Genomic DNA, 18,675 nt, shown 5'->3' with positions numbered 1-18,675 from the left:
CGAGACGCCCGCTTTGGGCGGGCTCCTCAGGATGAGGGCGGAGTGCGCGGCAGCGGTTTCAACGAGCACTGATGCTGATTAGCCTCATCCTGAGGAGGCGCGTTAGCGCCGTCTCGAAGGACGAGGCGTGCGCGCAGCCCGCTGCCACAAGTCATATGCGCTAGCCATGCGCTTGCGGGGGAGGGTTGGGAGTGTCTCCGCGTCGGATCGAATGCGATGCGGCTCAATGCGCCGCTGAGGCCGAGCGTTTCGTCGCCACTTGCTTGGGGGCCGGCTTCGCGCTGGCCTGCGGTGCGCTGTCCCAGCCGCCGTTCGGGGTCGCAACGTTGACGGCATCGTCGGGCTGCGGCTCGGCGCTGAAGGTCTGGATCGCGAGCTTGGCGGCCGCCAGCGATTGCGGGTCGAGGCGCTTGGCGACATCGTCGCGCTTGCCGGCGGCATCCGCATCGCCCTGGGCGGCAGCTAAGCTGAACCATTTGTAGGATTCGGCGAGGTTCTGCTCGACGCCGATGCCGCGGGCATAGAGGATGCCGAGGTTGAACTGGCTGTCGGCGACGCCGCGATCGGCCGCTTTCCGGAACCACTGCGCCGCGCTCTTGTAATTGGCGCCGCGACCGCCGCCGTCGGCATCGAGCACGGCGAGATTGTGCATCGCCTTGGCGTTGCCGCGCTCGGCGGCCTGGGTGTAGTAGCGGCGCGCGATGTCCGCGTCCTTCTTCACCCCTAGGCCCTTTTCGTAGAGCGTGCCGAGGCGGAAGATTGCAGGGACGACCCCGGCCTGCGCCGCGCGGTCGTACCACTTCGCCGCTTCGTCGTAATTCGTGGCGACGCCCTTGCCTTCGGCAAAGCGCACGCCGATCTCGTAGGCCGCGGTCGCATCGCCCTTCATCGCGGCGCTGCGCAAGGCTGGGCCGCCGATGCCGTCAGGCAGCTTCTCGCTCGGCGGCACCTGGACGACGCCGAGCTTGGCGCGACTCGTGCCCGACAGCGCGCCGGTGACGTCGCTTGAGGCCGGCGGCATCGCCGCGGCAGGCGCTTGCGGGATTTCAACCGAGGCCGAGCTGCCGGAACCGGGAAGAGGCGCCGGCGCGGCATTGTTCTGCGATTGCCGTCCGATCGGTGTCGGCGACGTCATCGACGGGGTGATCTGCTCGGGCGCGGCTGGCTTGGTCTCGACCGGCGGCGGCGCCGGCTGCGGCGCCGGCTCGCTCGGGATGTTTTGCATCGCCTGCGGCGTCGGTGACGAGCTGCCGCCTTCGAGCAGGTTCATCGCCATCTTGAAGGTGCCGAGCACGATCACGACCACGCTCGCGCCGACCAGCAGCGAGCGGATTTTTGAGGTGATGGTCGAGCCGCCTTCCTGGCCCTTCTCCTTGGCGCGGGCGATCGCGGCCTTGGCGCCGCGGGCCGGCTTCTCGGGCGGCTGTGCGGCGGCAGCTTGCGCCGCGCGGCGGGCGGCCGCGATGAAGCTCGACGACGACACCGGCTCCTTGGGTGCGGCGGCAATTCCGCTGATCGCGCTTTCGGAGGCGGCGATGCGCTCCGACGGCGTGGCGACGCGCCCGCCCGGCCGTGTGCCCGGCTCGAGCGGGTGATCCGGCGGCAGTTCCGGCGCGAGTGCAGCGCGCGCCGTGTGCGGCTCCAGGATCTCGCTGACCGCGCGCGGCGGGACCGGCGGCGCCGCCGGCACGGGCGGCGGCGCGGCGGGGGTGGCGGCGTGGAACTCGCGCGGTGCGGCGACGAAGGCAGCCGGCGGCGCCTGCGCGGCAGCCGGATTGGGCAGCTCGGGCTTCGGATCGTATTTCGGCGGCTGTGCTGGCGGTTGCGGCCGCGGCTCGCGCGCCATCGGCGCCGGCTCCATCGCCGCCGCCATCGGCGTCGACATCGGCTGTGGGGCGGGGGGAGGCGGCGCGGTGCGCACCGCGCGCAGATCGCCCTCGATCATCGAGAGGCGATCGACGACGTGACCGAGCGCGCTGTGGACGGCCTCGAGCGAGTCCTGGGTGTGCCGGTTGGTCTCGGCCTGACTGAAGCGGATGTCGGAGAGCTCGCGCTTGACGAGGTCGACCATACCGGAATCGGGCGGCGGAGCGGAGCTGCGGCTCTCGGCGAGGGCCGCATAGGTCGCCTGCTGCCGTTCCAGGTGCCTGAGGATGTCGTGCAGTCCGTCCTCGACGCGGCTCAAATTGCCGTTGCGCGGATCGGCGGCGGCCTCGATCCGCTCCAGGAGATAGGAAACGCGCTGCTCGAGATGGGCGAAGGTCGAGGCGGAATCGTTGCCGACCTGCATGCGGTCGAAACGGTCCGACAGCGCGCGGATCGCAGCTTCGAGATGCTCGGTGCTCTCGGACGGCTGCGGCCGCTCGCGCGTTTCCAGCGCCGCCGTGAGCGCCGCGATGCGCTGCTCCAGCGCCGCAAAGCTGTCGCCGTGGCCGGAGGCGCGGGTGATCTGGTCGACCTTGGACGACAGCAGCTGCACGTCTTCGGATAGCCGTGCCAGCGCCTCGTTGGAGGCCACGTTGGAGACGATGGCGCGCAGCGCGGAGATCGCGCCTTCGAGCTGCTGCACGGTCGAGGGATCGTCATTGGCGCGCAGGATCAGGTCGAGCTTGGCGCCGAGATTGCGGATCGCCTCGTCGTAGCCGGTGAGCTGCTCGGCCGGCGTCAGCGTGCGCAGTACCTGCTTGATGTCGGACAGTGCGCGCTCGATGCCGGCAAGAACCTGCCCGTCGGTGCCGTTGGAGCGGGTCTCGTCGATCCGGCGGTGCAGCGAGCGGATCTCGTTCTCGATCGATTCGATCGCGCGCCGCGGCATCGCCTCGGTGATGGCGGCGCGGATTTCGGCCAGCTCGCTGCGGAAGGCGGCGATCGCCTGCTCGGTATTGTCGGGCCGCTGCAGCGATTCGATCTGGCTCGTGATCTTGAGCAGATGGCGCTCGAGCGCGGAGAAATCCGGCCCCGGCGGCGGTGGCGGCGCATAGGCAGGGGTGTCCGGTGCCATCGGCGGCGCGTTAGGAGCCGTTGGCGCAAGCGGCGGGGCGGCACGCGGCGGCATTTGCCGCGGCGTAAAGCCGTCGAGCTCGCTCTGGCGCGCAGTGATCTCGGCGACCGCGACGTCGAACGAAGCCGGGCTCAGGGGTGGCGAGCCGCGATAGACCTGCGCGGCGGCGCGCTCGACGGCATCGGCCTGGCGCTGGCGCGTCTCGGCCGGGGTGGGGCGAGGGGCCTGCGGCTGCGGCGGTTGCCGCTGTGGGCGGGAGATCTGCGACAGGCGCGCGTCGAGCCGCGAGATCGCATCGTTGAGCTGGCGCGCGACGCCCTGCTCGCGCGAGACGTCTGGTCTTGAGGCGTCTTGTCTTGAGGCTTCTTGGCGCGGGGCGGGTTTTGATATCCGCTCGATCTGCTGGGTGATCGCGTCGAGCCGCTGGTGGATGTCGGCGACTTCGCGGCTCTCCTGACTCGGTCCTTGGCTCGGCACGTGCTGCGGACGCTGATCGTAGGATCCGCGGAAATTAGGCGGGGCAGTTTCGCCGAGCGTGGAGTTCAGCCAATCGTTGAGCGACATGCCGGCACGGCGCGCAGCAGCCTCGGCCCGCTCCCGGACGGATGGATCGATGCCGTCGACACTCCACGATACGCGCGAATTCATGACTCTGTCCGGTTCCGACTTCGGCACCCCACCCCGGCGCCTCCAGCTTCCCCACGCGTGCCGGTTGCAAAGACAATCGAATTTGGCGCGGGTCGTCTGCCTCGAAAACCGACTTTTTCCTGTTACGGTAAATAACGAGTTAAGGAATGCGGCGTGGCTGTCTTAAAGTTGGGCGGCGGGAACTGGGGGCGGTGTTGTGTCGCGCATCCGGTCCCGAAACAAACCGGTGTCATGCCCCGCGAAGGCGGGGCATCCAGTACGCCGCGGCTCCTCGGCTCTAGCCGCGCCGTCTCTGGAATACTGGATCGCCAGCCTTCGCGGGCGATGACAGCGAGGAGGCGGAAAGGGCTCGCGTAACGTCGGCGCCCTCAGCCCTTCTCGCGCTTGCCATCCTCCAGCGGTACCACCGTCGCCTTGCCGCTCATCGCCGACAGCGCTTCCAGCGCCTCCTCGCAGAAGTCGGCCACCATCTGCTCGTGGCGGGCGCCGAGCTGGAGCAGCAGCAGATTGCCGAGATCGAGCCGGCCTTCCGCCGTGCCGTCGGGAAAGCGCTTTTTCAGGATGCGCTCGTAATTGGCGTGGCGGTCGCGGTGGTGCTCCAGGCGGGCCATCAGGTCGGTGCGCATGGGCTCGATGTCGATGCTGTCGAGCGCATGCAGCCGCACCAGGAGGTCGTCCTTGATCGAGGGCGGCGTGCTTGGCCGCGCGGCCCAGTGCCGCAGTGCTGTTCGGCCCTCGGGAGTCAGCGTATAGATCAGTTTATTGGGCTTGCCCGACTGCACGACCTCGCGGCCCTGGATGTAGCCGCGGTCCCGCAGCTTGGAGAGCTCGCGGTAGATCTGCTGATGGTCGGCCTTCCAGAAGAAGCCGATCGAGGAATCGAACGTCTTGGCGAGTTCGTAGCCCGTCATCGGGCGTTCCGTCAGGCATGCGAGGATTGCGTCGCCCAGTGCCATGACTGGCCCCCTTCTTTAGGTTTGACCAAGCTGCTTGACTTTATGCGCATCGGCGCATATGCGTCAATGTGCATATGAGGCAGCGTGCAGGCGGGCCACAGGCCCGACTGAATAATCAAGTGAAAATCAATCTCCTCGCTACTGTGCATGGGGTTGTTTTCGCACTTTTTGCCCTGGCCTTGAGGGAGGCACCCGACAATGACCGGCCTCGATTCCTGGTACGCCTACATGAAGTCTCACGACCGCGCCGCGCTCTGGGACCTCCTGCATCCCGACGCCGTGTTCGAAAGCCCGGTCGTGCATACGCCGCAACGCGGCCGCGACATCACCTTCAAATACCTCTCCAGCGCCGAGAAGGTGCTCGGCGGCCCCGGCTTCACCTATGTCGGCGAGTGGCGCAGCGACAACGGCGCGGTGCTCGAATTCAAGAATGTCATCGACGGCATCGAGATCAACGGCGTCGACATCATCAGCTTCGATAGCGAGGGGCGCATCACCCACTTCAAGGTGATGGTGCGTCCGCTCAAGGCGATCAACATGCTGCACCGCCTGATGGCGGAGCAGCTTGCCGCCGCCCAATCATAAGCCCAACATCCTCCTCAAGCCCCATGCCGGGAGACCACTATGCCGATCTATAAAGCCCCCGTCGAAGACGTGAACTTCCTGCTCAACGACGTCTTCCAGATCGATCGCTACGACAATCTCGCGGGCTTCTCCGATGCGTCGAGCGACGTGCGCGAGGCCATCCTCGGCGAAGCCGCCAAGCTCGCCGAAGAGGTGCTGCAGCCGCTCAACCGCGTCGGCGATCTCGAAGGCTGCAAGCGTGCGGATGACGGCAGCGTCACCACGCCGAAGGGGTTCAAGGAGGCGTTCAAGCAGGTCGCCGAGGGCGGCTGGCTCGGCCTGTCGGCGCCGACCGAATATGGCGGGCAGGGCCTGCCGGTGACCCTGAGCCAGGCGGTCAATGAATTCCAGATCTCCGCCAACATGGCGTTCTCGATGTATGGCGGCCTCACCATGGGCGCGACCGCGGCGCTCTTGGTGCACGGCACGCCCGAGCAGAAGAAGACCTACGTTCCGAAGATGGTGGCCGGCGAATGGACCGGCACCATGAACCTCACCGAGCCGCATTGCGGCACCGATCTCGGCATGCTCCGCACCAAGGCAGTGCGGCAGGCGGACGGCAGCTTCAAGATCACGGGCACTAAGATCTTCATCTCGGCCGGTGAGCACGACTTGGCCTCCAACATCATCCATCTCGTGCTCGCCCGCATCGAGGGCGCGCCGGCCGGCATCAAGGGCGTGTCGCTGTTCGTGGTGCCGAAGTTCCTGGTCAATGCCGACGGTTCGGTGGGCGCGCGCAACGGCGTCGTCTGTGGCTCGATCGAGCACAAGATGGGCATCCACGGCAATTCGACCTGCGTGATGAACTACGACAACGCCACCGGCTGGCTGATCGGCGAAGAGAACAAGGGCATGCAGGGCATGTTCGTGATGATGAACGAGGCCCGGCTCGGCGTCGCCGTGCAGGGCCTCGCGCAGTCCGAGGTCGCCTACCAGAACGCGGTCGCCTATGCCCGCGAGCGCATCCAGGGCCGCGCGCTGTCAGGCGTCAAGGCGCCGGACAAGCCGGCCGACCCGATCATCGTGCATCCCGACGTGCGCCGCACGCTGCTCTCGATCCGCGCGTTCAACGAGGCCGCGCGAGCCTTCGTGATGTGGACCGCGCTGAAGAGCGACGTCGCCCACCGCTCCGAAGACCCCAAGGACCGCCAGGCCGCCGACGACCACATGGGTCTGATGACGCCGGTGTTGAAGGGCTTCCTCACTGACTATGGTTTCGCCAACGCGGTGCAGGCGCAGCAGATGTATGGCGGCCACGGCTACATCGCCGAGCAGGGCATGGAGCAGTTCGTGCGCGATGCGCGCATCGCCATGATCTATGAAGGCGCCAACGGCATCCAGGCGCTCGACCTCGTCGGCCGCAAGCTGCCGCGCGACGGCGGCCGCGCCATCATGGCCTTCTTCGGCGAGGTCATGGCGTTCGCCAAGGAGAACGGCGGCGACGAGGCGCTGAAGCCCTTCATCACGCCGCTCTCGACCTCGCTCGGCCATCTGCAGCAGGCGACGACTTGGCTGATGCAGAACGCGATGGCAAAGCCCGACAATGCCGGTGCCGCCGCAACCGATTACCTGCATCTCTTCGGCTTCGTCGCGCTCGGCTACATGTGGGCGCGGATGGCCAAGGTGACGAATGCCAAGATTGCCGAGAGCGGGGCGACGCCCTATCTCTCCACAAAACTCGTCACCGGCCGCTTCTTCATGGAGCGGATGCTGCCGGAGACCGCCGCCAATCTCGCGCGCATCCAGGCCGGCTGCGCCACCATCATGGAACTGCCGGCGGAAGCTTTCTGAGCCTGCTTCCGCTGCCTGCTCCCAATCGTACCGAACATCACATCAGGAGGGCGTCATGCCTGAGGCATTCATCTACGACCACGTTCGCACCCCGCGCGGCCGCGGCAAGCCGGACGGCGCGCTGCACGAAGTCACCGCGCTCGCGCTTGCGACCGTGCCGCTGAAGGCGCTGAAGGACCGCAACAACCTGCCCGAGGATTCGGTCGATGACGTCGTGCTCGGCGTGGTCGATCCGGTTGGCGAAGCCGGCTCCGACATCGCGCGCTTCGCGGCGCTGAAGGCCGGCCTCGGCGAGGCCGTCCCGGGCGTGCAGATCAGCCGCTTCTGCGCCTCCGGCCTCGATGCCGTGAACTTCGCCGCAGCGCAGATCATGAGCGGCCAGCATGAGCTCGTGATCGGCGGCGGCGCCGAATCCATGAGCCGCGTCGGCATCGGCGCCTCCGGCGGGGCCTGGCCAATGGATCCCTCGATGGCGGTGCCTGCCTACTTCATGCCGCAGGGCGTGTCGGCCGACCTGATCGCCACCAAGTACGGCTTCTCGCGCGACGACGTCGACGCCTACGCCGTGCAGAGCCAGCAGCGCGCCGGCAAGGCCTGGGACGAAGGCCGCTTCAACAAATCCGTGGTGCCGGTGAAGGACATCAACGGCCTCACCATCCTCGCCAAGGACGAGCACATGCGCCCCTCGACGACGATGCAGTCGCTGGCGCAGCTGCAGCCGTCGTTCACGATGATGGCGCAGATGGGCGGCTTCGACGGCGTCGCGGTGCAGTCGCATCCGGAGATCGAGCGCGTCAATTACGTGCACCATGCCGGCAATTCCTCGGGCATCGTCGACGGCGCCGGCGCCGTGCTGCTCGGCAGCAAGGAAGCTGGCAGCAAGTACGGCCTGAAGCCGCGCGCCAAGATCCGCGCATTCGCCAACATCGGCTCGGAGCCGGCGATGATGCTGACCGGTCCGGTCGACGTCACCGAGAAGCTGTTCGCGCGCTCCGGCATGAAGAAGTCGGACATCGACCTGTTCGAGCTCAACGAGGCTTTCGCCTCGGTCGTGCTGCGCTACATCCAGGCCTTCGACATCGACAATGCCAAGATCAACGTCAATGGCGGCGCGATCGCGCTCGGTCACCCGCTGGGGGCCACCGGCGCAATGATCCTCGGCACCGTGCTCGACGAGCTCGAGCGCACCAACAAGTCCACCGCCCTGGTCACGCTGTGCATTGGCGGCGGCATGGGCACCGCGACCATCATCGAGCGCGTCTAAGGGTTGAGGAGCAACCAACATGTCGTACAAGAACTTTAAGGTTGAGACCGATTCCGACGGTATTGCGCTCGTCACCTGGGACATCCCAGGCCGCTCCATGAACGTGCTCGACGAGACCTCGACCAACGAGCTCGAGGCGATCGTCAAGGCGACCACGGCGGATGCCGCGGTGAAGGGCGTCGTCATCACCTCGGCCAAGGAAGCGTTCTGCGCCGGCGCCGACCTGTCCATGCTCGAAGGCATGAACCAGGCCTATGCGAAGGTTTTCAAGGAGCAGGGCGAGACCGCGGCGAACCAGATGCTGTTCGACCAGAGCCGGCGCTTCTCGCAGGTGCTGCGCGGAATCGAAACCTCAGGCAAGCCGTGGGCGGCGGCGATCAACGGGCTCGCGCTCGGCGGCGGCTTCGAGATCACGCTGTGCTGCCATTATCGCGTCGCGGCGGAGAATCCCAAGACGCGCCTCGGCCTGCCCGAGGTCAAGGTCGGCCTATTCCCCGGCGCCGGCGGCACGCAGCGCGTGCCGCGCCTGGCGCCGCCGCAGGACGCCATGACCATCCTGCTCAAGGGCGACCCCGTCACGGTCGACAAGGCCAAGGCGCTGAACCTGATCCACGCCATCGTTCCCGCCGCCGACCTCATCAAGGCGGCGAAGGACTGGATCAAGGGCGGCGGCAAGGCCGTCGCGCCGTGGGACGAGAAGGGCTTCAAGCTGCCCGGCGGTCCGGTGTTCTCCAAGGCCGGCATGATGATGTTCCCGGCCGGCAACGCGATCTATCGCCGCGAAACCTACGACAATTACCCGGCCGCGCGGGCGATCATGAGCTGCGTCTATGAAGGCCTGCAGCTGCCGATCGATGCGGCGCTGCGCGTGGAGTCGCGCTACTTCACCTCGGTGCTGCGCTCGAAGGAAGCGGCTGCGATGATCCGCAGCCTGTTCCTGTCGATGCAGGAGCTCAACAAGGGCGCGCGTCGTCCGAAGGATGTGCCCGCCACCAAGGTGAAGAAGATCGCCGTGATCGGCGCCGGCTTCATGGGCGCGAGCGTCGGCTATGTCTCGGCCCGCGCCGGCCTCGACGTCGTCCTGATCGATCGCGACCAGGAGAGCGCGGACAAGGGCAAGGCGCATGCCCAGAAGGTGATCGAGGAGCAGATCAAGAAGGGCCGCGCCAAGCCTGCGGACGCCGAAGCGCTGCTCGCGCGCATCACGCCGACCGCGGACTACGCCGCGCTGAAGGACGTCGACCTCGTCATCGAGGCCGTGTTCGAGGACCGCAAGGTCAAGGCGGAGACCTTTGCCAAGGCGCAGCAATATCTGAAGCCTGATGTGATCTTCGCCTCCAACACTTCGACGCTGCCGATCACCTCGCTGGCCGAGAGTTTTAAGGATCAGGGGAAGTTCATCGGCATTCACTTCTTCTCGCCGGTCGAGAAGATGATGCTGGTCGAGATCATCCTCGGCAAGAACACCGGCGACGTCGCGCTCGCGACCGCGCTCGACTACGTCCGCCAGATCGGCAAGACGCCGATCGTGGTCAACGACTCCAGAGGCTTCTTCGCCAATCGCTGCGTCGGCCGCTACGTCGCCGAAGGCAACGAGATGTTCCTGGAGGGCGTGCCGCCCGCGATGATCGAGAACTGCGCCAAGATGGCCGGCATGCCGGTCGGCCCGCTCTCGCTCTCGGACGAGGTCGCGCTCGATCTCGGTCTCAAGATCATGAAGGCGACCGAAGCCGATCTCGGCCCCAACGCGATCAATCCCGAGCAGAAGAAGCTGATGGTGGAGATGGTCGAGAAGCAGGGCCGGCTCGGCCGCAAGAACAGCAAGGGCTTCTACGACTATCCCGAGAAGGGCAAGGGCCAGAAGAGCCTGTGGCCGGGCCTCTCGGCCTTGCAGCCGAAGCAGCTCGATCCCGATACGCTCGATATCGAGGAGCTGAAGCAGCGCTTCCTGGTGGTGCAGGCGGTGGAAGCTGCGCGCACCGTTGAGGACCACGTCATCACCGATCCGCGCGAGGCCGATGTCGGCTCGATACTCGGCTTCGGCTTCGCGCCGTTCACCGGCGGCACGCTGTCTTACATCGACTTCATGGGCACGAAGAAGTTCGTCGAGCTCTGCCACAAGCTGGAGGCGAAGTACGGCTCGCGCTTCAGCCCGCCCAAGCTGCTGGAGGAGATGGCGGCGAAAGGCGAGACCTTCTACGGCCGCTTCGCGCCGAAGAAGGCGGCGGCCTGACGGAAGAGGTTACGCAGAGACAAAGGCCGGATCGTCGATCCGGCCTTTTTCATTTTCCGTCGCCGAACGGCGAGAAGGCGCGCCCTCCGACGACATCGTCGTCGAGACGGGCCTTCCAGCTGCCTTCGTCGCCGCGGCCGATGCGCACCTCGAAACGCCAGCCATTCTGGTTGGTGAAGGCGACGTCCGCGCCGCTCTTCGTCCTGGCGTAGCGGCAGGGATATTCGGTCGGCCGGTTCGGAAAGACGATCTTTCCTTCTCTGCTCTCGAACACGGCCGAGGTGATCTGCGGAGGGATCGTGAAGATGCAATTGCGTTCCGGCGCGACCGGCGTCGAGAGCCCGAGCATCGCCAGCGGCGCGCCCGCGGCGGTCATGAGGACGATCATGTTCATGGAGGCAATTGTCTCCTGGAGATGCTCCTTCGACGTCGCCGCGGATCAGATGGTTCACAAAAGGAAGGGCTGGATCATCGCTTGGGCGCTCTGCCTTGAGCCTTGTCACATCGATTGATGCGCTTTCGTCTCACCCCAGCACCCAATCCCTCCACCCCGGCCACGCTCGCTTCGCCCTGGCACCGCTCTTGCTGATGATCCACCGGATGGCCCATCGACATTGAAGGTGTCCCGCAATGATCCCCACGGTGTCTCAAGACAGCGCAGCCGGCGTTGCGGTAAGATACGCCCCCTTGTTGCTGCTGGATCGGCCGTGGCGCCGCCGCAGGCTCCTCCGGTGGCGCAGAAAAATTCCTTCGTGGTTTGGCCTGGTCTTACTCGTCCTCGTCTTTGATGTTGCGCTGGCCGTGCTTGCCTGGTTCGCCGTCGATCTCGTCCTGCACTGAAAGCTCACCTCTGTGCACGTAGAACGTCGCCGCCAAATAGGCGACCTGGCCGGCAATCAGGCAGCCGACGACGATTGGAACGCCCGTCCAGAATCCAAAGCCCGAGGTCTGAAGCACCGTCGCGGCAAGGATCGCAGTCGCCGGCGAGACCAGCAATAGAGTCCAGACCCGGAAGAATAGACCCGTCGCCAAGCCGGTGATTGCGCTCGCGAGCAGGAGGAGGATTACAGTCGTCACAATAGCTTTCCGGTCCGACGGTTAGCGTCCTGTCCCGCGCTGAAGTTGAGGCACAGGAGGATTGCTCTCACAAGGATGGCGACGTCCGCGGAGCGCAAAAGGCGGAGTTATTGTTAACCCGGACAATGCTCGTAAAATCCCCGTCAGCGCATCGCGAATCATCGGATTAGCGAATGACGCAAGCAAAGAGCCGAATCATCGGTCCGGCTCTTCGTCGACCCCGCCCGTTACGCTTCGCGAACGGCGGACCAGAGCTGATCGGCGATCATCTGGACAATCACTTGGCCTTCCGTCACGATCTGATTGCCGTCGAGGCCCAGCGCAGGGACTTGGCCCGAAGGAGGCCCCAACTTCAGATAATCCTCACCATTTCGGGCTTCTTTGCGCCGCTATCGACCTCGACCAGGCCACAGAGCGGGCTGGCCTCCAGGAGCACGAGGCGGGGACGGCGGGCACACACCGGGGAAACCATCCGGTTTCGAGGAATTTCCTTCCCCTGACGCTTGGCTCGGCCGAAAGAACGACTACATGCACCTGCTTGAAATAGTCAAGATTGATGCAGGTGCATCGAATGGAGTAAGAGACGGGCGACGAGCTTGAGCGGGACCATGAAACGCAAACCATCGACCGAGGCAACCGCCGCCTGGATCCGCCTGATGCGGGTGCAGAGCCGCGTGCTCGATTGCGTCGAGCAGGACTTGAAGAAGGCCGGCTTCCCACCGCTGGCCTGGTATGACGCGCTGCTCGAACTGTCGCGGGCGCCCTCGGGCGAGCTGCGGCCGGTCGAGCTCGAGCGGCAGATGCTGATCCCGCAATATTCGACCTCGCGCCTGATCGATCGCCTGGTCGACGAGGGCCTCGCCTCGCGGCGCGAATGCAAGATCGACAAGCGCGGCCAGTTCGTCGAGATCACCGAAGCCGGCCGCGAGCTGCAGAAGCGGATGTGGGGCGCCTATTCGGCCGCGATCGAGAAATATGTCGGTTCGAAACTGTCGGACGCCGACGCCGTCAAGCTCAGCAATCTGCTCGATCGCCTGGGCTGCTCGTGCGGCGAGATGAAACTGCCGCCCGCGGCCGCCAACGAAACCATGCCGTCGCGATGATCGCGCGGCAATCCCGCTCGCCCGTGCAACCGGTGGGTTCGCGGGCCGTCCCTGTCACCCGCGCGCGTTCGGTCGAAGCGCTTTTGATTAGAGTTTGATATGGCGCGAGACCAGATCGACATGACGCCGCTGCAATCACGCGACGAGCTCGTCGCGTGGTTCGAGGCAGGCTGCAAGGACCCGTCCGAGTTCCGCATGGGCACCGAGCACGAGAAAACGCCGTTCACGCTCGACGACCATCGTCCGGTGCCTTACGAGGGCGCGCGCGGCATCGGCGCGCTGCTCGAAGGCATGAAGCTCCTGCTCGGCTGGGAGCCGATCATGGAGCAGGGCAACATCATCGGCCTCTACGACGTCACCGGCGGCGGCGCCATCTCGCTCGAGCCCGGCGGACAGTTCGAGCTGTCCGGCGCGCCGGTCGAGAACGTGCACCAGACCCAGAGCGAGCTGATGGCGCACTTGGCGCAGGTGCGCGAGATCGCAACGCCGCTCGGCATCGGCTTCCTCGGCCTCGGCATGACGCCGTCCTGGTCGCGCGCCGATATCCCGGTGATGCCCAAGGGCCGCTACAAGATCATGACCAATTACATGCCGAAGGTCGGTCAATACGGCCTCGACATGATGTACCGGACCTGCACGGTGCAGACCAATCTCGACTTCTCCTCCGAAGCCGACATGGTCAAGAAGCTGCGCGTCTCGCTCGCGCTTCAGCCGGTCGCGACCGCGCTGTTCGCCAATTCGCCGTTCACCGAGGGCAAGCCGAACGGCTTCCTGTCATTCCGGTCCGAAATCTGGCGCGACACCGACAATGCCCGTTCGGGCATGATGCCGTGGGCGTTCGAGGACGGCATGGGGTTCGAGCGCTATGTCGATTATGCGCTGGACGTGCCCATGTATTTCGTCAAGCGCGGCGAGGAGTACATTGACGTCTCGGGCTCCTCGTTCCGCGCCTTCTTCGACGGCCGCAACAACAACCTTCCCGGCGAGCGTCCGACCTTGTCGGACTGGGCCAACCACCTCTCGACGATCTTCCCGGAAGTGCGGCTCAAGCGCTATCTCGAGATGCGCGGCTCGGACGGCGGCCCGTGGGGCCGCTTGCCGGCGCTGCCGGCGTTCTGGGTCGGGCTGCTCTACGACGATGCCTCGCTCGATGCCGCCTGGGAGATCGTCAAGCACTGGAGCGCGCATGAACGCCAGGCCCTGCGCGACGACGTGCCGCGCATGGGCTTCAAGGCGCGGATCAAGGACCGCTATCTGTTCGAGATCGCCAAGGAATGCCTCGTTCTTGCCCATGCCGGCCTGCGCCGGCGCGGCCGGATCGACCAGCTCGGCCGCGACGAAACCCGGCATCTCGAGCCGCTCGATCGCATCATCGATTCCGGCCGGACGCCGGCCGAGGAGATGCTGGATAAATTCAACGGACCCTGGAAGGGTTCGGTGGAACCGGCCTACGCGGAATACGCATTCTAGACCTCTGAAGCCGGGCACCCAGGATTCAGTCGTTCATCGCCCATACAGGTTTGCGGCGATCAAATGACCGGCTGAAAAACCTGAGCGTCATCAATAACTCGAAAGCTGTTCCGATGTGGAAGGGCCGCCTGTCCGGGGCCATCATGGCCAGCGCCGCGGCATGTGTCACGCTGCTTTCGCTTGCGTTTGCGAGCGCGCCGGCGCTTGCCCAGACGGCGTTCGACCGGCCCGGCGGCGACTATTTCAGTACGCCCGTCACCTCCGGCGATCCCGAGGATTGCGCGCTGCTGTGCGAGCGCGATCGCCGTTGCCGCTCCTGGAGCTTCAACTATCCCGATGTCGAAGGCGGCTCGGCCGTGTGCTGGCTGAAGAACACCGTGCCGGCCCGCGTGCCGGGTAGCTGCTGTATCTCCGGGGTGCGCGGCGCCGGCGTGATCGAGCCGCGCGTCGAAGGCGTCGAGACGTCGATCGACCGTCCCGGCGGCGACTTGCGCAATTTCGAGCTCAAGGACGGCGAAAGCGTCGAGGCCTGCAAGGCCGCCTGCACCGCCGACAACAAATGCCGCGCCTTCACCTATGCCCGCCCCGGCTACACCGGGCGCGAGGCGCGCTGCTTCCTGAAGAAGGAAATCAAGCCGCCGCGAAGGAAGGCGGGGTTCACGTCGGGCGTGGTGCGGTAGCATCCATACTCGTGCCCCGGACGCCATCAGCGCGTTTACGCGCGTCTTCGACGCGCTATGGCGGCGCTTCTTCAGCGCCGCACTGCAGAGACGGGACACGTGAGGCACCTCACTCCGCCGCGATCACCGTGATCTCCGGCCACAGCGCTTTCCAGCGCTTAGCCTTCGCTTCGTAGTTCGCCGCGGAAAAATTCGGTCCTGGATTTGGCCGCGCGATCAGTGCCGCAATGTCGTCAAACCCGCGCGGTGCGTAGACTTCGTGGCCATCGCTTGCGCGCCTGACGCCGACCTGCGTGTTCTGCGTGAGGAAGCGGTCGATGCCTTCCCTCGAGCTTCTCAGCGGCGGATACGGCAGGCCGTGCTTGGCCGGGTACCACATGTGCACGCGGGCCTGGTTGCGGACCTCGATCTTGGCGCCGAGATGCGCGAGGCGCGCATGGAGGGTGCGGATCACCGCGTCCTCGGCCTCCCACGATGTGTCGGCGCCGAAATAGAACACGTCGTAATCGGCGATGCCGTGGTCGATCGGGCGCCCCGTGAGCACGTTCCATACCGTCTGCACCAGGCATCCCGACACCAGCCATGCATCCGGTAATGCAAGTCGATGCAGCTCGTCGGCGATCGCGGCGTTGACCGGATTGCGTAAGGCGAGCGCGAGGAATTCGTCCTTGCTCACCTGCGACCGGTCAGTGCACGGCGGTGAAGAACCGCGACAGCCTGAATCCGGACAGCCAGGTCCATACCGGCTGGCTGCGCATGCCGAGGTCCCAGGAGCCGACCACGGCGTCCGCACGGCCGATCAGATTGTCGATCGGCAGCAGGCCGACGCCGCCGGAGCGCAGCGGCACGCGGCTATCGGCGGAATTGTCGCGGTTGTCGCCGAGCACGAACAGATGCCCGGCCGGGACCGTCACCTCGGGCGTGTTGTCGAGCGGACCGCTGTCGCGCATTTTGAAGATCAGATGCGAGACGCCGTTCGGCAGCGTCTCGACATAGCGATAGGCGGGCTCGCTGCCGCCACGGTCGTTCTCGGCGGCACCGATGCCGTCGGGCTTCAGCTCGGCCGGACGGTCGTTGATGAAGAGCTGGCCCTGCCGCATCTGGATGCGGTCGCCGGGCAGACCCACGACACGCTTGACCCAGGCCTGCGAGCGATCGCCGGGCCAGCGGAAGACGACGACGTCGCCGAGCTTCGGCGTCTCCGCGAACACGCGGCCGCTCTCCGGCAGGCTGATCTGGATCGGCAGCGACGAGGTGCCGTAGCCATAGGGGAATTTCGAGGCGAGCAGCGCATCACCGATCAGGAGCGTCGGCTCCATCGAGCCCGAAGGCACGTAGAACGGCTCGGCGAGCGCGCCCTTGGCGATGAAGACCGCGGCGACGATGCCGGCGAGCTGAGCGATCTGTCCGCCCCAGCCGCTGCTTTTGCGCTTGGGGCTGACCGTGACCTTGTCTTCAACGCTCATGCGCCGGTTCCACCCACGGTGATGCGTTCCATCAGCAGCGACGGCTGGCCGACGCCGACAGGCACGCCCTGGCCGTTCTTGCCGCAGGTGCCGATGCCGGTGTCGAGCGCGAGGTCGTTGCCGATCATGCGGATGCGATGCAGGTCGGTCGGTCCGTTGCCGATCAGCATGGCGCCTTTCAGGGGCGCCCCGATCTTGCCGTTCTCGATCTTGTAGGCCTCGGTGCACTGGAACACGTATTTGCCCGAGGTGATGTCGACCTGTCCGCCGCCGAAATTCGCGGCGAACACGCCGTTCTTAACCGAGGCGATGATCTCGGCCGGATCGCGGTCGCCGGCGAGCATGTAGGTGTTGGTCATGCGCGGCATCGGCACATGGGCATAACCCTGGCGACGGCCGTTGCCGGTCGGCTTCATGTTCATCAGCCGTGCGTTCTGGCGGTCCTGCATGTAGCCGACCAGGATGCCGTCCTCGATCAGCACGGTGCGATTGGTCGGCGTGCCCTCGTCGTCGATCGACAGCGAGCCGCGGCGCGAGGCGATGGTGCCGTCGTCGACCACGGTGACGCCCTTGGCCGCGACCTGCTGGCCCATCAGGCCCGCAAAAGCAGATGTCTTCTTGCGATTGAAGTCGCCCTCGAGGCCGTGGCCGACCGCTTCATGCAGCATCACGCCGGGCCAGCCGGCGCCGAGCACGACGTCCATCTCGCCGGCGGGCGCCGGAATCGACTCCAGATTGACCAGCGCCTCGCGCAGCGCGCCGTCGGCGGCCTCGCGCCAATTCCTGCTCTCGATGAACTCGGCATAGCCGGCGCGGCCGCCATAGCCCTTGCTGCCGCTCTCCTGGCGGTCGCCCTGGCCGGCGACGACGGAGATGTTGACGCGCACCAGCGGACGGATGTCGCGATAGCTCTCACCGTCGGGCCGCAGGATCTCGACGACCTGCCAGGTCGCGCCGAGACTGACGCTGACCTGCCGCACCCGTGGATCCTTGTCGCGCAGGTAAGCGTCGATCTCGGCGAGCAGTTTTACTTTTGTCTCGAAGCCTGGGGCATCCAGGGGATTGTCGTCGCCATAGAGGCGGACATTGGTATGCGGCGGCGGCGCCGAGAAGCTGCCGGAGTAGCCGCCGCGCACGGCGGCAACCGCATCGGCAGCGCGGATCAGCGCCGGCAGCGAGACGTCGGAGGAATGCGCGTAGCCGACCGCATCGTCCTTGACGGCGCGCAGGCCAAAACCCTGCGAGGTGTCGTAGGTCGCCTGCTTCAGCCGCCCATTGTCGAACATCAGCGCTTCGGTCTGGCTGTATTCCAGGAACAGCTCGCCGTCGTCGGCGCCGGAAAGCCCACGCGCGACCTCGCTGCGAACCTGGTCGCGGTCGAGATTGGCACGGTCGAGCAGGGAGGTCGTGGCAGGATTGGTCATGCGTCCGTCCATTAGCCGGGGATGTGGGGCAAGATAATGGTTTCGGATCGGTTCCGCGAGAGCGCGAAGCCTCACATTACGGAAACAAAAGGATTGTCAAGGTTAGCCGCTGCTACGGCAGCTTGTCATAGCCCTCACCCAGTCCGTTCAGGCTGAGCGGGAAGCCGATGCCTTCTTCCGGCGTCTCGAAGATGATGAAGGTCGCGGTCTTGGCGCTGCGGAGCTGGCCGAGCAGCTTGTCTTCCAGCACGACCTCGGCGACGCAGCCATTGGGCAGGCAGCGGACGAAGCCGGCGCGGCCGACGTCCTGGTTGTCGAGCTTGAGCCCGAGGCCGGAGGGCAAGAGGACCCCGAGCGGAGCGACCACGCGCATCAGCCGGCTCTTCTGGTCGGCGGTCTTGAGCACGATCACGGTCAGGCCGGCATTGGAGCGGTCTTCGGCCACCACGCTCTGGATCAGGGCGCATTGCTCGGTCTGGGCGCCGGGCGGGGTGTCGCAGCGGATCTGCCAGTCGCCATGGACGGAGCGCACCGCGCCCTGCGCATGGGCGAGCCCCGGCAGCGCCAGCAGGACCATCGCAGCCACGAGGCCGGCGAGCGCCGGGAGGCCGTTCGCCGGCCTTGCCATCGATCTCGAAAGCCCCATCGGGTCGGTCCCTCTGCTCGCCTGGGTTGCTCGCGCTTGGCGGACTGATCTGGCGGACTGATACGGAATGACGGCGTCTTGACGGCGATTCCCAAGCAAATTCCGCGCCGCCCACACCGCCATTGCCCGCACGAATCAGGCTGCCGCGTGGCAGTCTTCCAGTGCCTACCGCGGGCAATTCCGCTGTCAAGCCGCAGCGTCCCGGGAAACGGTATTTTTGTCTGATCTTGCTGGGAAATATCTTGCCGGTGATGGCTGGCAGGCGGGGCTCAAGACTGCATTGCGATAGATC

At 66.1% G+C, this 18,675-nt stretch carries 16 protein-coding genes; 7 read left to right on the top strand and 9 right to left on the bottom strand.

The genetic code is table 11. The features are described 5' to 3' along the window. Nucleotides 1-223: 223 nt before the first annotated feature. Together I6F31_RS10065 and I6F31_RS10060 are read right to left on the bottom strand one after the other, a co-directional pair. Nucleotides 224-3,649 carry a tetratricopeptide repeat protein gene (locus tag I6F31_RS10065; protein ID WP_225185326.1) on the bottom strand — a complete coding sequence of 1,142 codons (3,426 nt, stop codon included), beginning with the start codon at nt 3,647-3,649 and terminating at the stop codon, nt 224-226. 368 nt (nt 3,650-4,017) lie between these two features. Continuing rightward, nucleotides 4,018-4,605, bottom strand: a complete 588-nt coding sequence (locus I6F31_RS10060; protein ID WP_035996500.1) for a PadR family transcriptional regulator — start codon at nt 4,603-4,605, stop codon at nt 4,018-4,020. A gap of 198 nt (nt 4,606-4,803) precedes the next feature. Between I6F31_RS10060 and I6F31_RS10055 the strand changes: the two genes are divergently transcribed. From I6F31_RS10055 to I6F31_RS10040, 4 genes are read left to right on the top strand one after another with little or no spacing between them, the layout of a single operon-like run. Continuing rightward, a complete protein-coding gene (locus I6F31_RS10055) occupies nt 4,804-5,190 on the top strand; it encodes a nuclear transport factor 2 family protein (RefSeq protein ID WP_035996505.1) in 387 nt (128 codons plus the stop codon). Between the two features lie 39 nt (nt 5,191-5,229). Beyond that, nucleotides 5,230-7,020: an acyl-CoA dehydrogenase C-terminal domain-containing protein gene (locus tag I6F31_RS10050; RefSeq protein ID WP_225140705.1), complete on the top strand. Its 1,791-nt coding sequence runs from the start codon at nt 5,230-5,232 to the stop codon at nt 7,018-7,020. Between the two features lie 55 nt (nt 7,021-7,075). Further along, nucleotides 7,076-8,284: an acetyl-CoA C-acetyltransferase gene (locus I6F31_RS10045; RefSeq protein WP_036020547.1), complete on the top strand. Its 1,209-nt coding sequence runs from the start codon at nt 7,076-7,078 to the stop codon at nt 8,282-8,284. Nucleotides 8,285-8,303: 19 nt separating this feature from the next. Continuing rightward, nucleotides 8,304-10,517: an FAD-dependent oxidoreductase gene (locus I6F31_RS10040; RefSeq protein ID WP_225147428.1), complete on the top strand. Its 2,214-nt coding sequence runs from the start codon at nt 8,304-8,306 to the stop codon at nt 10,515-10,517. A 49-nt stretch (nt 10,518-10,566) separates the two neighbouring features. On the opposite strand, the gene I6F31_RS10035 is transcribed toward I6F31_RS10040, so the two are convergent. The 3 genes from I6F31_RS10035 to I6F31_RS36680 form a co-directional block, all read right to left on the bottom strand. Continuing rightward, the gene (locus tag I6F31_RS10035; RefSeq protein WP_036020551.1) at nt 10,567-10,911 is read right to left on the bottom strand and encodes a hypothetical protein; all 345 of its coding nucleotides are present in this window, start codon (nt 10,909-10,911) and stop codon (nt 10,567-10,569) included. Nucleotides 10,912-11,285: 374 nt separating this feature from the next. Further along, nucleotides 11,286-11,594 (bottom strand): hypothetical protein, encoded by a 309-nt coding sequence (locus tag I6F31_RS10030; RefSeq protein ID WP_225113003.1) that lies wholly within the window; start codon nt 11,592-11,594, stop codon nt 11,286-11,288. A gap of 227 nt (nt 11,595-11,821) precedes the next feature. Continuing rightward, the gene (locus tag I6F31_RS36680; RefSeq protein WP_338060675.1) at nt 11,822-11,944 is read right to left on the bottom strand and encodes a hypothetical protein; all 123 of its coding nucleotides are present in this window, start codon (nt 11,942-11,944) and stop codon (nt 11,822-11,824) included. A gap of 258 nt (nt 11,945-12,202) precedes the next feature. Here I6F31_RS36680 and I6F31_RS10025 point away from each other — a divergent pair, with 258 nt between their 5' ends. From I6F31_RS10025 to I6F31_RS10015, 3 genes are all read left to right on the top strand, one after another. Beyond that, nucleotides 12,203-12,697, top strand: a complete 495-nt coding sequence (locus tag I6F31_RS10025; protein WP_035996519.1) for a MarR family winged helix-turn-helix transcriptional regulator — start codon at nt 12,203-12,205, stop codon at nt 12,695-12,697. Nucleotides 12,698-12,796: 99 nt separating this feature from the next. After that, the gene (locus I6F31_RS10020; RefSeq protein WP_225140710.1) at nt 12,797-14,167 is read left to right on the top strand and encodes a glutamate--cysteine ligase; all 1,371 of its coding nucleotides are present in this window, start codon (nt 12,797-12,799) and stop codon (nt 14,165-14,167) included. Nucleotides 14,168-14,280: 113 nt separating this feature from the next. Continuing rightward, nucleotides 14,281-14,847, top strand: coding sequence for a PAN domain-containing protein (locus I6F31_RS10015; RefSeq protein WP_035996547.1), 567 nt, complete (start codon nt 14,281-14,283; stop codon nt 14,845-14,847). Nucleotides 14,848-14,956: 109 nt separating this feature from the next. Here the strand turns inward: I6F31_RS10015 and I6F31_RS10010 are convergent, their stop codons facing one another. The 4 genes from I6F31_RS10010 to I6F31_RS09995 form a co-directional block, all read right to left on the bottom strand. Further along, on the bottom strand, nt 14,957-15,523 hold the full coding sequence (locus tag I6F31_RS10010) for a nucleotidyltransferase family protein (RefSeq protein ID WP_035996550.1): 567 nt from the start codon (nt 15,521-15,523) through the stop codon (nt 14,957-14,959). Between the two features lie 10 nt (nt 15,524-15,533). Further along, complete coding sequence (lepB, locus tag I6F31_RS10005) at nt 15,534-16,313, bottom strand: signal peptidase I (RefSeq protein ID WP_109142209.1); 780 nt, start codon at nt 16,311-16,313, stop codon at nt 15,534-15,536. Further along, nucleotides 16,310-17,737, bottom strand: coding sequence for a metalloprotease TldD (gene tldD, locus I6F31_RS10000; protein ID WP_109145594.1), 1,428 nt, complete (start codon nt 17,735-17,737; stop codon nt 16,310-16,312). The genes lepB and tldD overlap by 4 nt, the downstream gene beginning before the upstream one ends. A 112-nt stretch (nt 17,738-17,849) precedes the next feature. After that, complete coding sequence (locus tag I6F31_RS09995; RefSeq protein WP_035996576.1) at nt 17,850-18,383, bottom strand: invasion associated locus B family protein; 534 nt, start codon at nt 18,381-18,383, stop codon at nt 17,850-17,852. Nucleotides 18,384-18,675 lie beyond the last annotated feature (292 nt).

Source organism: Bradyrhizobium sp. NBAIM01 (assembly GCF_020194115.1).
Classification (GTDB): domain Bacteria; phylum Pseudomonadota; class Alphaproteobacteria; order Rhizobiales; family Xanthobacteraceae; genus Bradyrhizobium; species Bradyrhizobium yuanmingense.
The sequence above is the reverse complement of the archived record's forward strand: the minus strand, read 5'-3'. Positions and strand labels throughout refer to the sequence as shown.

Coding starts and splice junctions, on each gene's coding strand:
- I6F31_RS10020 (WP_225140710.1), top strand. CDS start 12,797: ATGGCGCGAGACCAGATCGACATGACGCCGCTGCAATCACGCGACGAG.
- I6F31_RS10050 (WP_225140705.1), top strand. CDS start 5,230: ATGCCGATCTATAAAGCCCCCGTCGAAGACGTGAACTTCCTGCTCAAC.
- I6F31_RS10055 (WP_035996505.1), top strand. CDS start 4,804: ATGACCGGCCTCGATTCCTGGTACGCCTACATGAAGTCTCACGACCGC.
- I6F31_RS10045 (WP_036020547.1), top strand. CDS start 7,076: ATGCCTGAGGCATTCATCTACGACCACGTTCGCACCCCGCGCGGCCGC.
- I6F31_RS10060 (WP_035996500.1), bottom strand. CDS start 4,605: ATGGCACTGGGCGACGCAATCCTCGCATGCCTGACGGAACGCCCGATG.
- lepB (WP_109142209.1), bottom strand. CDS start 16,313: ATGAGCGTTGAAGACAAGGTCACGGTCAGCCCCAAGCGCAAAAGCAGC.
- I6F31_RS09995 (WP_035996576.1), bottom strand. CDS start 18,383: ATGGGGCTTTCGAGATCGATGGCAAGGCCGGCGAACGGCCTCCCGGCG.
- I6F31_RS10065 (WP_225185326.1), bottom strand. CDS start 3,649: ATGAATTCGCGCGTATCGTGGAGTGTCGACGGCATCGATCCATCCGTC.
- I6F31_RS10035 (WP_036020551.1), bottom strand. CDS start 10,911: ATGAACATGATCGTCCTCATGACCGCCGCGGGCGCGCCGCTGGCGATG.
- I6F31_RS10040 (WP_225147428.1), top strand. CDS start 8,304: ATGTCGTACAAGAACTTTAAGGTTGAGACCGATTCCGACGGTATTGCG.
- tldD (WP_109145594.1), bottom strand. CDS start 17,737: ATGACCAATCCTGCCACGACCTCCCTGCTCGACCGTGCCAATCTCGAC.
- I6F31_RS10015 (WP_035996547.1), top strand. CDS start 14,281: ATGTGGAAGGGCCGCCTGTCCGGGGCCATCATGGCCAGCGCCGCGGCA.
- I6F31_RS10025 (WP_035996519.1), top strand. CDS start 12,203: ATGAAACGCAAACCATCGACCGAGGCAACCGCCGCCTGGATCCGCCTG.